We start from the raw sequence: 12,675 nt of genomic DNA on the forward strand, positions 1-12,675 counted from the left end.
CCCGCTCGGGCCTCGCCCGAGAGCTCTGCGGAGACGTCGGTAGACTTGGGGGTCTGCTTTCCGAGGAGCCCACCCATGACTGACGCGTCCGTCGACCAGCCCGCCGAGCCGACCGAGGAAGAGGTCTTCGAGCAGAAGGCGGTTCGGCTCGCCAAGCGCGAGCGGCTGATCGCAGAGCGCGCCGACGCGGCGGGCGGTGCCTACCCGGTCTCGCTGCCGATCACCGACACGATCCCCGACCTGCGCGCCCGCTATGGCGACCTCGAGGCCGGGGCCGAGACGGGCGTCACCGCGGCGGTCGCCGGTCGCATCGTGTTCAGTCGCAACACCGGCAAGCTGTGCTTCGCGACGCTCCAGGCAGGAGACGGAAGCCGTATCCAGGCGATGGTGTCGCTCGCGTCGGTCGGTGAGGAGTCGCTGCAGGCGTGGAAGGAACTCGTCGATCTCGGCGACCACGTCTTCGTGTCGGGCGAGGTGATCTCCAGCCGCCGAGGTGAGCTGTCGATCATGGTGTCGGACTGGCGCATCGCCTCGAAGGCGGTGCTGCCGCTGCCGAACCTGCACTCCGAGCTGAGCGAGGAGAGCCGCGTCCGCAGCCGTTTCCTCGACCTCATCGTGCGAGACCGCGCCCGTGAGACGGTCCTGGCGCGGGCGAAGGTGAACGCGAGTCTGCGCGAGACCTTCTCGTCGCACGGCTTCGTCGAAGTCGAGACCCCGATGCTCCAGGTGCAGCACGGTGGAGCATCCGCCCGTCCCTTCATCACGCGGTCCAATGCGTTCGACACCGACCTGTACCTGCGCATCGCGCCGGAGCTGTTCCTCAAGCGGGCGGTGGTCGGCGGCATCGACCGGGTCTTCGAGATCAACCGGAACTTCCGCAACGAGGGCGCCGACTCCACGCACAGCCCCGAGTTCGCGATGCTCGAGGCCTATCAGGCGTACAGCGACTACAACGGCATCGCGGACCTGACGCAGGAGCTCATCCAGAATGCGGCCGTCGCCGTCACCGGCTCGACGACCGTCACCTGGGCGGACGGCACCGAGTACGACCTCGGCGGCCAGTGGGATCGCCTCTCGATGTACGGATCGCTCTCGGATGCTGCCGACCGCGAGATCACGCCCGAAACGCCGTTCGAGGAGCTCGTGGCGCTCGCCGAGGCCGAAGGCCTCGAGCTGCCCCCGCACGCCATCCACGGCAAGCTCGTCGAGGAGCTGTGGGAGCACTTCGTCAAGCCCGAGCTGGAGCGGCCGACCTTCGTCATGGACTTCCCGCTCGACACCAGCCCCCTGGTGCGCGAACACCGCTCGATCCCGGGCGTCGTGGAGAAGTGGGATCTGTACACGCGCGGCTTCGAGCTCGCCACCGGATACTCCGAGCTCGTCGACCCGGTCATCCAGCGTGAGCGGTTCGTCGAGCAGGCCAAGCTGGCTGCGCGCGGCGACCTCGAGGCCATGCGCATCGACGAGGAATTCCTCCGCGCGCTCGAGCACGGGATGCCCCCCACCGGGGGGATGGGCATGGGGATCGACCGCCTGCTGATGGCGATCACGGGTCTCGGCATCCGCGAGACGATCCTGTTCCCGCTCGTGAAGTAGCGACGTCGCTCGCACCGGTCCTCACCCTGCGCTGCCGTGCCGAAAGGCCCACTCGGGCAGATGCCCGGCGTGCACGAACGACAGGAGGATCTGGGCCAGGCCGTGCTCCGGGTCGATCTCGTATGCCCGGTCGGCGTAGGCCCAGGCGTGCGTCGAGCGCCCCAGGGCCCACGCGAGCCACGCGCACATGGCGAGCGGTCCCGGACGGAGCTCGCGCGGGGCCAGCGCGGCCGCGTGCCGGGTGAGGGCGAGTGCGTCTTCCAGGCGCGCCGGTTGCGGCCGGTCGCCTTCGCCCCACATCCGCGCCGCCAGATGGGCCGGGTAGTCCTCGCCGTCCTCCCAGCGCAGCTGGGCGTCGAGCGCCTCGTCGCCCTCCGAGACATTGCCGCTCCACTGCACCAGGGCGACATCGCGCAGCGACGGACGCGACAGGCACCACACCACGGCGGCCGTCTCGTACGCGTCCGGCTCCGCGGTGGTGAGCACGTCCTCGAAGAAGCCTGGCAGGTCATCGAGGCGGCACGCGGTCGCGAGCGCGCGAGGGTCGACGCGTGCAGGCGGGTCGGCGGGGCCTTCGTCCGTGAGCCCGTCGTCCAGGGGACCCGGGACGGGTCCGAGGTCGGCCGGAAGCGTGACATCTTCGAACGAAGGCTCCCCGAGGCCGTCGCGCACCGGACCGTCGGCGTCGGGATCCTGGCCGCACAGGGTCCCGATGGCCTCCTCGAGGGCGCGCAGTGCCGTCGCCACGGCCCTGCGATCGCGTGCGGAACCAGGGGGCAGCTCCGAGCCGGCGAGTTGATCGCCACGGGGGAGCGGAAGCTCCGCGAGCCGGGGGTCGTCGGTCTCGAGCTCCTCCAGTGCCCTGCCCGTCGGCGGGCATTCGGGGTCCAGGGCGGAACCCCACGCGTCTGCCGCGACGCACAGCAGGTCGGCAGTGCGCAGCCCGCACGCGTCGGCGCGGCGCTCGACCGCCCGCAGCAGTGCGCGGTGCGGCATCCGTCCCCCGTCGGCGAACCGGGCGTCCGTGTAGACGATCGCGGCGACCGCGTCGGCGTCGGGCAGACGGCAGACCGTGCCGATCACCGTCGCCGCGATCGCGTCGACCGGGTCGTCGCCGGTCGTGGGCAGATCGAACCGCATGGCACCGAGGCTGCGCGGGCCGTGGAACGGGACGACGACGAGGCTTCGGAACGGTCGATACCCCAGCATGCGGGGAAGGAACGAGAGGAACTGCGCGGCATCGGCGGCTTTGACGACGGTGGAGGTCATGCCCATGACTCTGGCCGCGGCGGACGCGCGGCGGGGAGCCGATGGTGCTGCTCCGAAGAAGTCGGGCGCGAGAGGCCGCACAGCACCGCCTGTGGAGGAACCGGCGCTCAGGGGGAGCGTCGAACCGGCACGGCGTATCCTGGAGGCATGGACTACTGGGTCGCCGCGTTCTGGACGCTTCTGCCGACCCTCCTGGTCTCCGCGATCTTCTTCTTCGTGCTGCGCAGTGTGATCCGCGCCGATCGCACGGAGCGGCGCGTCTACGCCAAGATCGAGGCCGAGGAGCGCGCCAAGCGCGGACTGCCCCCGGCATCCTCGGGCACTGCTCCCGCCGACCACTGAGGTCCTCTTCCGGCACCGTGCGCCGCGTCATGCGGCCGCTGATTCCGAGGCCGTCGGTCCTCACCGATACGCTGAGCAGATCGGCTCAGCGGGAGCGTGGAGAGGCACCGATCGATGATCACCATCACGTTCGACGCGACGTGGTGGGTGGTGCTCGTCTTCATCGTCGACATCATCATTCGCGTCACGGCGATCATCGTGGTGCCGCGCAATCGCCGGCCCACCGCGGCGATGGCGTGGCTGCTGGCCATCTACTTCATCCCGATCATCGGCGTCTTCCTGTTCCTGCTGATCGGCAACCCGCGGCTTCCCCGCAAGCGGCGCCGCAAGCAGGAGCGCATCAACGACTACATCCATGACACCAGCGCATCGCTGGATTTCGGGACGCTCCGCCCGCACGCCCCCGCCTGGTTCACCTCGCTGGTCACACTCAACCGCAATCTCGGCGCGATGCCGCTGGCCGGCGACAACGCCGCGCAGCTGATCCCCGACTATCAGGCGAGCCTGGACGCCATGGCCGATGCCATCCGGGCGGCCGAACGCTACGTGCACGTGGAGTTCTACATCTTCCAGTCCGATGCCGCGACCGACAACTTCTTCCGCGCCCTCGAGGAGGTGGCCGCCCGCGGCGTCGCCGTGCGTGTGCTGCTGGATCACTGGGCCAACCGCGGCAAGCCGTTCTACCGCAAGACGCTGAAGCGGCTCACGGCGATGGGTGCGCAGTGGCACCTGATGCTGCCCGTGCAGCCGCTGCGCGGCAAGTACCAGCGACCAGACCTGCGCAACCACCGCAAGCTCCTCGTGGTCGACGGCCGCGTCGCGTTCACCGGATCGCAGAACGTGACGGACTCGACGTACAACCTGCGCAAGAACATCCGCCGCGGTCTGCACTGGGTCGACCTGATGGCGCGCATCGAAGGGCCGGTCGTGGCATCGGTCAACGCTGTCTTCCTGAGCGACTGGTACAGCGAGACCGACGAGGTGCTCACCGACGAGATCGACCTGTTCGACGTCGAGAGCGGACCCGGCGATCTCGACTGCCAGATCATCCCCTCCGGCCCCGGGTTCGAATTCGAGAACAACCTCAAGCTTTTCGCGGCGCTGCTGTACGCCGCGCAGCGGCAGATCATCGTGGTGAGCCCGTATTTCGTCCCCGACGAGGCGCTGCTGCTGGCGATCACGACCGCCTGCCAGCGCGGCATCCACGTGGAACTGTTCGTATCCGAAGAGGGCGACCAGGCCATCGTCTACCACGCGCAGCGCAGCTATTACGAGGCGCTGCTGCGCGCGGGGGTGAAGATCTGGATGTACAAGAAGCCCTACATCCTCCACACCAAGAGCCTCACGATCGACGACGAGGTGGCGATCGTGGGGTCCAGCAACATGGACATGCGCTCGTTCGGTCTCAACATGGAGATCTCGATGCTGGTGCGCGGCGAGGAGTTCGTGCGTCAGATGCGGACCGTGGAAGACAAGTACCGTTCGCTCTCGCGGGAGCTCACGCTCGAGGAGTGGGAGAAGCAGCCGTTGCGCTCCACCGTGCTCGACAACCTCGCCCGGCTCACGTCCGCTCTGCAGTGACGCAGCGCGATCCTGCGGCGTCCTCGCAGCGGATCGTGACTTTCACGTGATCGATGTGATGAGATCGAGCGGCCATCTGCGACACCATAGGGATGACGGATGCCGCCGGCACGGCGTCCGCGCCGCTCACGGAAGGGTTCTCCCATGGCTCCTCGCACGCGCACCGTCCTCGCAGGCCTCGGCCTGACCGTCCTGCTGGCAGGTGTCCTCACCGCCTGCGCGACCGGCAGCGGCGGCACGCCGACGCAGACCGGCGCCGGGAACGACAGCACCGAGCAGGAGGTGACCGCCGCCTGGCTGGACGGCGGTCGCATGATCGGCATCGTCACGCAGGGCAGCTCGAGCTGCATCCCCACCGCGGAGGACGTCAGCTACGCCGACGGCGTCATGAAGGTCACCCTCGTCGACCCGAAGGACGACACGCCCTGCACGGCAGACCTCGCGTCCCGCGTCACGATGGTCGGCACTCCCGAGGGCGCCGACCCGGCGGAGGGCGTCGAGATCGAGGTGACCGGGGACGGCTGGCACGGCGACACCGACCTCGAAGGCGCGGTCGGCCTGTCGACGTCGGGCGAGACGGACTACCTCCCCAGCGCCGGCTGGACCGAGACAGACGGCCAGTTCGTCATCCTCTCGTGGGGTTCGTCGACGTGCGTGCCCGTCGTGGAGAAGACCGAGCTCACCAGCGCGACCGAGGTCACCGTCACGTTCGCGACGCCCCCGGCCGACCAGGTGTGCACGATGGACATGGCGCCCCGGGGCATCGTCACCACGGCCGACGGCGTCGACGACGAGGACGTCCAGGTCTACGCCATCCTCACGGGCGGCGAGTTCGACAACGTCCGCGTCCCCATCAACCCCAACTGAGCCTCGCGATCGCGGATGCCGCGGCTCGCGGCATCCGCATCCCGTGAGCTCCTGCGGTCGAGGAGCCCCCTGCGCGCCGCTGTGTGTCAAGGGCGTGTCACACCGCTATGCCCACGGCGAACACGGCCGTTCGGTGCGGGTGCGCTGGCTACCCTCGATGTAAAGGCGCGCAGTGGGTCAACCGACCCGAGGCGTCCCGGAGGAGTGAACGATGTTCGAGAGATTCACCGACCGTGCCCGTCGTGTGGTCGTCCTCGCCCAGGAAGAGGCGAAGATGCTGAACCACAACTACATCGGCACCGAGCACATCCTGCTCGGTCTCATCCACGAGGGTGAGGGCGTCGCCGCCAAGGCCCTCGAGAGCCTCGGAATCTCGCTCGACGCCGTGCGCGAGCAGGTCCAGGACATCATCGGCCAGGGCCAGCAGCAGCCGACCGGGCACATCCCGTTCACCCCGCGCGCGAAGAAGGTGCTCGAGCTGTCGCTGCGCGAGGCGCTGCAGCTTGGTCACAACTACATCGGCACCGAGCACATCCTGCTCGGACTGATCCGTGAGGGCGAGGGCGTGGCCGCCCAGGTGCTGGTCAAGCTCGGCGCCGACCTCAACAAGGTCCGTCAGCAGGTCATCCAGCTGCTGTCGGGCTATCAGGGCAAGGAGCCCGCCGGCGTCGCCAGCGGCGCGGGCGAGCAGACCCAGGGCAGCACCCAGGGAGGCTCACAGGTGCTCGACCAGTTCGGCCGCAACCTCACGCAGGCTGCGCGCGACAACAAGCTCGACCCGGTCATCGGGCGCGAGAAGGAGATCGAGCGCGTCATGCAGATCCTGTCGCGCCGCTCCAAGAACAACCCCGTCCTCATCGGCGAGCCCGGCGTCGGCAAGACCGCCGTCGTCGAGGGCCTCGCGCAGGCGATCGTCAAGGGCGACGTGCCCGAGACGCTGAAGGACAAGCAGCTCTACTCGCTCGACCTCGGCTCGCTGATCGCCGGCTCCCGCTACCGCGGTGATTTCGAGGAGCGCCTGAAGAAGGTCACCAAGGAGATCCGGACGCGTGGCGACATCATCGTCTTCATCGACGAGATCCACACGCTCGTGGGTGCCGGTGCCGCCGAGGGTGCGATCGACGCCGCGTCGATCCTCAAGCCCCTGCTCGCCCGTGGCGAGCTGCAGACGATCGGTGCGACCACGCTCGACGAGTACCGCAAGCACTTCGAGAAGGATGCCGCGCTCGAGCGCCGCTTCCAGCCCATCCAGGTCGCCGAGCCGAGCCTGCCCCACGCGATCAACATCCTGAAGGGGCTGCGCGACCGCTACGAGGCGCACCACAAGGTGCAGATCACCGACGGCGCGATCGTCGCGGCGGCCAACCTCGCCGACCGCTACATCTCGGACCGCTTCCTCCCCGACAAGGCGATCGACCTGATCGACGAGGCCGGCGCCCGCCTGCGCCTGTCGATCCTGTCCAGCCCGCCGGAGCTGCGCGAGTTCGACGACAAGATCGCGAAGGTCCGCGAGGACAAGGAGCGCGCCTCCGAGGACCAGGACTTCGAGAAGGCCGCGTCGCTGCGCGACGAGGAGAAGTCACTGCTCGCCGAGCGTCTGCGCCTGGAGAAGCAGTGGCGTTCGGGTGACGTCGCCAGCCACGCGGTGGTCGACGAGGGCCTGATCGCCGAGGTGCTCGCCCAGGCCACCGGCATCCCGGTCTTCAAGCTGACCGAGGAGGAGTCGAGCCGTCTCGTCTTCATGGAGAAGGCGCTGCACCAGCGCGTCATCGGCCAGGAGGAGGCGATCGCCGCGCTGTCCAAGACGATCCGCCGTCAGCGTGCGGGCCTGAAGGACCCGAAGCGTCCGTCGGGGTCGTTCATCTTCGCCGGACCGACGGGTGTCGGAAAGACCGAGCTGGCCAAGGCGCTCGCGGAGTTCCTCTTCGACGACGAGGCCGCGCTGATCTCGCTGGACATGTCGGAGTTCGGTGAGAAGCACACCGTCTCGCGGCTGTTCGGTGCCCCTCCCGGCTTCGTCGGCTTCGAAGAGGGCGGCCAGCTCACCGAGAAGGTGCGCCGCAAGCCGTTCTCGGTCGTGCTGTTCGACGAGATCGAGAAGGCCCACCCCGACATCTTCAACTCGCTGCTGCAGATCCTCGAAGAGGGGCGCCTCACCGACGGTCAGGGCCGCGTCATCGACTTCAAGAACACGGTGATCATCATGACGACGAACCTCGGTTCGTCGGCGATCGCCGGGGGCCCGGTGGGCTTCCAGGTCGAGGGCAACAGCGGTACGACCTACGAGCGGATGAAGGGCAAGGTCAACGAGGAGCTCAAGCGCAACTTCAAGCCGGAGTTCCTGAACCGCGTCGACGACATCATCGTCTTCCCGCAGCTGGACAAGGACGAGTTGCGCCAGATCGTGGGCCTGTTCACCAAGCGTCTGGGCGAGCGCCTGCTCGACCGCGACATGACGGTGGAGCTGACGGATGCCGCGAAGGACAAGCTCATCGACATCGGCTTCGACCCGGCCCTGGGTGCCCGCCCGTTGCGTCGTGCGATGCAGCGGGAGATCGAGGACCGGCTGTCGGAGAAGATCCTGCACGGCGAGCTCGACGCCGGCGACCACGTGAAGGTCGACGCGCAGAACGGCGAGTTCGTGTTCGAGCACGGCCCGCGCGGTGAGAAGGTCGCTGTGGGTGTCGTCCAGGGCGGCGAGATCACCGCCACCCCGGACCTCGCAGCGAACGCGTAACTTCTGGATCGACGAGGGGACGGATGCCACGGCATCCGTCCCCTCGTCGTCTCCGGTCGTCGAGCGAGCGAGGAACGAGCGAGACGAGACGCGTGCACCCGGCGCAGTCCTGGGCTGCTGCCGTCGAACCGGCGGCTGCAGCGTCCGGTCTTGGTCGTTTCGGCGTCGGCTGTCAAAGCGACGGGATCAATCGACCCGATCGACCGTCCGGGAGCCGAGTTTGTGCGATTGAGCCCGACCGTTTGACACCGCCTCGACCGGACCGCGCTCTACGCTGGACGGGTGGCAGAGTTCACCGTCCGGCCGGCACGCACCCGCGATGTCCGCCGCATCCAGGCGCTGCTGGAGCCGTACGTGCAACGGCGGATTCTGCTGGGCAAGGACCTCGTCGTGCTGTACGAGGCGACGCAGCAGTTCCTCGTGGCTGAGGACGGCGCCGGCGAGCTCATCGGCTGTGGCGCGCTGCACGTCATGTGGGAGGACCTGGGCGAGATCCGCACGCTCATCGTGGCGGACGGCTGGCTGCATCACGGCGTCGGTCGCGCGATCGTCGAGGGCCTCGAAGAGAACGCGCGCGCACTGGGGCTGTCGCGGCTGTTCTGCCTGACGTTCGAGGTCGACTTCTTCACTCGTCGCGGCTTCGAGCCCATCGGCGAGCAGGTGGTCGATCCCGACGTGTACTCGCAGCTCATCCGTTCGCCCGACGAGGGCGTCGCGGAGTTCCTCGACCTCGCGCACGTCAAGCCGAACACCCTCGGCAACACCCGCATGCTGAAGCGGCTCTGACGCGGCGTCGGCATGCCCCGGCCCGGGGTTCCCGGCATGCCGCGGCCCGGGGTTCCCGGCATCCGGCGCGCGCACACGGGAGACGGCGGGAGGCGCGGTTACCCTGTGTGCATGACCGGCACCACTCCGCGACGTCGCCACTCGCCGGCCGTCTACCGGCGTCGGCGTCTTGTGCTCCTGCTGGCATTGCTGGCCGTTGCGGCGATCGTCTGGCTGCTGATCGCCCAGCCGTGGGCGGCGCCGGCGAGTGAGACCACCGACACCGCCGACAAGACGTCGTCGCAGAGCACGGCGGAGTCGCTTCCCGTGCCGTCCGGCCAGGCCGCGCCCGATCCCACTGACACGGGGGCTGTCGAGGGGGCGGTCGTCGAGGGCACGACGCCTACGGCCGGATCGACGCCGACCGCGATGCCGTGTGTCGCGAGCGAGATCATCGTCGAGCCCGTGACCTCAGCCGATACCTACGCCGGTGATCAGAACCCGCAGTTCTCCATCAAGCTCACCAACAACGGGCCGGACTGCACGTTGAACGTCGGCACCAGCGCGCAGTCGTTCACGGTCACCAGCGGCGACGATGTCTGGTGGCGATCGACCGATTGCCAGGGCGAGCCGAGCGACATGATCGTGCTGATCGCTGCGGGCCAGACCGTCACCAGTGCCGCTCCGCTCACGTGGGACCGCACCCGGTCCGCCGTGGGCACCTGCGCCGACGCGACGCGGCCGCGCGCCCCCGGCGGGGGAGCGTCGTACCACCTGTCCGTGGAGATCGGCGGCATCGCGTCCACCGACCCGAAGCAGTTCCTGCTCTACTGACGGCAGCCGGCCGTCGATCAGCGCTCCGAGCCGGACCCGTCTCTTCGTTGAGGGGCTTCCGGCGTGCGCATTCCGGCGCGTAGGCGCGTGTCGCGCCGCGTCCTGACGTTCGCGAGGCCCGCCGGCCGATATCGTGTGGCGGGAACCTATGCGTTGAGGGGCTTCCGGTGTGCGCATTCCGGCGCGTAGGCGCGTGTCGTGCCGCGTCCTGACGTTCGCGAGGCCCGCCGCCCGATATCGTGTGGCGGGAACCTATGCGTTGACATGAGCTGTGCCGGTGTCCCCAGCACTGTACCTGTCCCCAGCAGGAAGTCTGCACGGCCGACGCGGTTCCGATGCTCCCCTCGGACGCGTACCTGCGACCGAGGGGAGCATCGTCGCTGGGGGACGGAAGCCGGGCGTCCCCAGATCGCTCGCTTCCGTTGCGGGTCCCAGACTGAGTGCCTCCCCAGGCGACCTCAGATCCCGCACTACACAAAATACCGTGTCCCCCATATGGGGGACAACTCATCCCAGGTCAGCAAGCGAAAGCTCAGGGGAAGTTGAGGATGCCGTGCGCTGCGTCCGCCCGCCGTCCAAACGCCGGGAATGGCGTGGATGCTGGCGCTGAGGCGGGGGGCACACGTTAGAGTGATCCCGATTCCGTCTGATGTTTACCGTCGAGGTGTCCCCAGCACCGACGTCCGGCCTCCCCAGTGCCGGACCGGCCGTTCCCAGCGGTCAGGGCGGAGGCGGAGTTGCGGCCCCTCGGACGCCCTGCAATGGCATCCGAGGGGCCGCTTCGCTGCGGAAGTTCAGTGGTCCCAGTTTCGCCCCAGAAGATCCCAGCTCCCCAGTTCGCCAGCCAACACCTCCCCAGCCGTTGGTGGCCCATCAAAGATAACCATTCCAGGCATCCTTGTCCACCTTTTGGGGGACAAGTTTCTTGTCGTGTCGGAGATCGCAAAAGCGCCGCGACCGGCGCTTCTGTGTGCCGCGTCCTCCGGCCCGCGGACGGGTGGAGCGAGGCGGCCCCATCCGCCTCGCTCGTGCCCCCGCCTTGGTCGCGACCGCTACGGCTTGTCGCCGAAGACCTCGGTCTCCATCGCGTCGTACCCCTCGCTCTGCGGGTCGCCGTGCTCGCCGCCGGAGATCGCGTACTCCTCCTCCGGTGAGAGGACCAGTCGGTGGCGGAAGTACAGCGCGAACCCGAGGAGGATCACGATGTAGACGATGCCGATCGCGACGATCGCCGGCTGGAACGCGGAGTTGAGCAGGAACCCGAGGAAGATGAGCGCCGCGATGACCGCGGCGACGACCGCTCCGGTGACGCCCCACGGGCTGCGGTACGGGCGATGGGCGTTGGGGTACTTCCGGCGGAGGATGATGAACGCGATCATCTGCATCAGGTACGCCAGCACGGCGCCCCACACCGCGATGTTGAGCACGATCGCGCCGGCCACGGCACCGACGTTGTCGGGGTCGATGCTGGCCAGCACGTCGAGCACCACCAGCGCGATGAAGCCGATGAGCGCCCCGACGACGAGCGCCACCCACGGCGTCTGGCGCTTGCCGGTGAGCGAGAGGAACTTGGGGTAGTAGCCGGCCCGCGACAGCGAGTACATGTTGCGGCCGTACGCGAACATGATGCCCTGCAGAGATGCGAGCAGCCCGATCAGGGCGAACAGCGCGAGCACGGCGGCGAGCTGGTCGCCCACGATCGCGCGGAAGCCGTCGAGCAGCGGCTCCGCTGCGACGCCTGTCGCCTCCGCTCCGATCACCGCCGTGTTGAGGAACAGCACCAGCAGGCCGGTGACGATGAGCGTGCCGCGGGCCCAGAAGCCGGCACGCGGGATGTCGCGCACCGGGTCGTGCGATTCCTCGGCGGCCAGCGGCAGCTCCTCGATGCCGAGGAAGAACCACATCGCGAACGGCAGTGCGAACAGGATCGGCAGCACACCGTGCGGGAGGAACTCGTTCCAGCCCGGATCCGGTGCGATGTTCCACAGGGAGCCCCAGTCGAGCGCAGACGAGAACAGGGCCATCACCGAGAAGACCACCAGGATGCCGATCGAGATGATCGAAACGATGATCGCGAAGCGGAACGAGATGTTCGCGCCGGCCGCATTGAGGGCGATGAACACCGCGTACAGGATGATCCACCACACCCAGCCCGGCAGTGACACGCCCAGGAGCTCGGACGTGATCGCGTCGGCATAGGACGCGGAGAAGAAGACGATCACCGCCGTCGTGGCGACGTACTCGATCGTCTCGGCGGCGCCGGTGACGAGGCCTCCCCACGGTCCCATCGCCGACCGCGCGAACGAGTAGGCGCCGCCGGTGTGCGGCATCGCGGCCGCCATCTCGCCGATCGAGAAGATCATGCCGTAGTACATCGCCACGAGGATGACGAAGGCGATCACCATGCCGCCGAAACCGGCCGCATCGATGCCGAAGTTCCACCCGGAGAAGTCGCCGGAGATGACGGCGGCGACGGCCAGGCCCCACAATCCCCACACTCCCGCGGAGCGCTTCAGGGTGCGGCGCTGGAAGTACTCCTGGCCGGCCCGCGTATAGGTCGCGCCGGCGACCTTGGCGGAACTGTCGGATGATGAGGCCGGAGACTCCGGCTGTGCTGCACTGCTCGCTTGGGACATCGGTCCTCCAGGGGTCGCGAAGAGAGGTGCGCTCGGGTCGCGCTCATG

Annotated in this window: 9 protein-coding genes; 7 read left to right on the forward strand and 2 right to left on the reverse strand. The window is 68.5% G+C overall.

Annotated features, from left to right (window positions below):
* The first annotated feature begins 75 nt into the window (after window positions 1-75).
* Window positions 76-1,596 carry a lysine--tRNA ligase gene (lysS, locus tag C9992_RS14350; protein ID WP_106816322.1) on the forward strand — a complete coding sequence of 507 codons (1,521 nt, stop codon included), beginning with the start codon at window positions 76-78 and terminating at the stop codon, window positions 1,594-1,596.
* Window positions 1,597-1,617: 21 nt separating this feature from the next.
* Here the strand turns inward: lysS and C9992_RS14355 are convergent, their stop codons facing one another.
* Window positions 1,618-2,865, reverse strand: coding sequence for a DUF4192 family protein (locus tag C9992_RS14355; protein WP_106816438.1), 1,248 nt, complete (start codon window positions 2,863-2,865; stop codon window positions 1,618-1,620).
* Between the two features lie 147 nt (window positions 2,866-3,012).
* On the opposite strand from C9992_RS14355, the gene C9992_RS14360 reads away from it, so the two are divergent.
* From C9992_RS14360 to C9992_RS14385, 6 genes are all read left to right on the forward strand, one after another.
* Window positions 3,013-3,207: a hypothetical protein gene (locus tag C9992_RS14360; RefSeq protein WP_106816323.1), complete on the forward strand. Its 195-nt coding sequence runs from the start codon at window positions 3,013-3,015 to the stop codon at window positions 3,205-3,207.
* A 114-nt stretch (window positions 3,208-3,321) separates the two neighbouring features.
* Window positions 3,322-4,788 (forward strand): cardiolipin synthase, encoded by a 1,467-nt coding sequence (gene cls / locus C9992_RS14365; RefSeq protein WP_106816324.1) that lies wholly within the window; start codon window positions 3,322-3,324, stop codon window positions 4,786-4,788.
* Between the two features lie 144 nt (window positions 4,789-4,932).
* Complete coding sequence (locus C9992_RS14370) at window positions 4,933-5,655, forward strand: hypothetical protein (RefSeq protein ID WP_106816325.1); 723 nt, start codon at window positions 4,933-4,935, stop codon at window positions 5,653-5,655.
* 211 nt (window positions 5,656-5,866) lie between these two features.
* Window positions 5,867-8,392, forward strand: coding sequence for an ATP-dependent Clp protease ATP-binding subunit (locus tag C9992_RS14375; RefSeq protein ID WP_106816326.1), 2,526 nt, complete (start codon window positions 5,867-5,869; stop codon window positions 8,390-8,392).
* 282 nt (window positions 8,393-8,674) lie between these two features.
* The gene (locus C9992_RS14380) at window positions 8,675-9,178 is read left to right on the forward strand and encodes an amino-acid N-acetyltransferase (RefSeq protein ID WP_106816327.1); all 504 of its coding nucleotides are present in this window, start codon (window positions 8,675-8,677) and stop codon (window positions 9,176-9,178) included.
* A 111-nt stretch (window positions 9,179-9,289) separates the two neighbouring features.
* Window positions 9,290-9,991 (forward strand): hypothetical protein, encoded by a 702-nt coding sequence (locus C9992_RS14385; protein ID WP_106816328.1) that lies wholly within the window; start codon window positions 9,290-9,292, stop codon window positions 9,989-9,991.
* Window positions 9,992-11,043: 1,052 nt separating this feature from the next.
* Here C9992_RS14385 and C9992_RS14390 read toward each other — a convergent pair.
* A complete protein-coding gene (locus C9992_RS14390) occupies window positions 11,044-12,627 on the reverse strand; it encodes an amino acid permease (protein WP_106816329.1) in 1,584 nt (527 codons plus the stop codon).
* Window positions 12,628-12,675 lie beyond the last annotated feature (48 nt).

Origin of the sequence: Microbacterium timonense (assembly GCF_900292075.1) — a bacterium.
GTDB lineage: Bacteria > Actinomycetota > Actinomycetes > Actinomycetales > Microbacteriaceae > Microbacterium > Microbacterium timonense.

Excerpts from the sequence above, each read along its gene's own strand:
- lysS (WP_106816322.1), top strand. The coding sequence starts at position 76 with ATGACTGACGCGTCCGTCGACCAGCCCGCCGAGCCGACCGAGGAAGAG.
- C9992_RS14355 (WP_106816438.1), bottom strand. The coding sequence starts at position 2,865 with ATGACCTCCACCGTCGTCAAAGCCGCCGATGCCGCGCAGTTCCTCTCG.
- C9992_RS14360 (WP_106816323.1), top strand. The coding sequence starts at position 3,013 with ATGGACTACTGGGTCGCCGCGTTCTGGACGCTTCTGCCGACCCTCCTG.
- cls (WP_106816324.1), top strand. The coding sequence starts at position 3,322 with ATGATCACCATCACGTTCGACGCGACGTGGTGGGTGGTGCTCGTCTTC.
- C9992_RS14370 (WP_106816325.1), top strand. The coding sequence starts at position 4,933 with ATGGCTCCTCGCACGCGCACCGTCCTCGCAGGCCTCGGCCTGACCGTC.
- C9992_RS14375 (WP_106816326.1), top strand. The coding sequence starts at position 5,867 with ATGTTCGAGAGATTCACCGACCGTGCCCGTCGTGTGGTCGTCCTCGCC.
- C9992_RS14385 (WP_106816328.1), top strand. The coding sequence starts at position 9,290 with ATGACCGGCACCACTCCGCGACGTCGCCACTCGCCGGCCGTCTACCGG.
- C9992_RS14390 (WP_106816329.1), bottom strand. The coding sequence starts at position 12,627 with ATGTCCCAAGCGAGCAGTGCAGCACAGCCGGAGTCTCCGGCCTCATCA.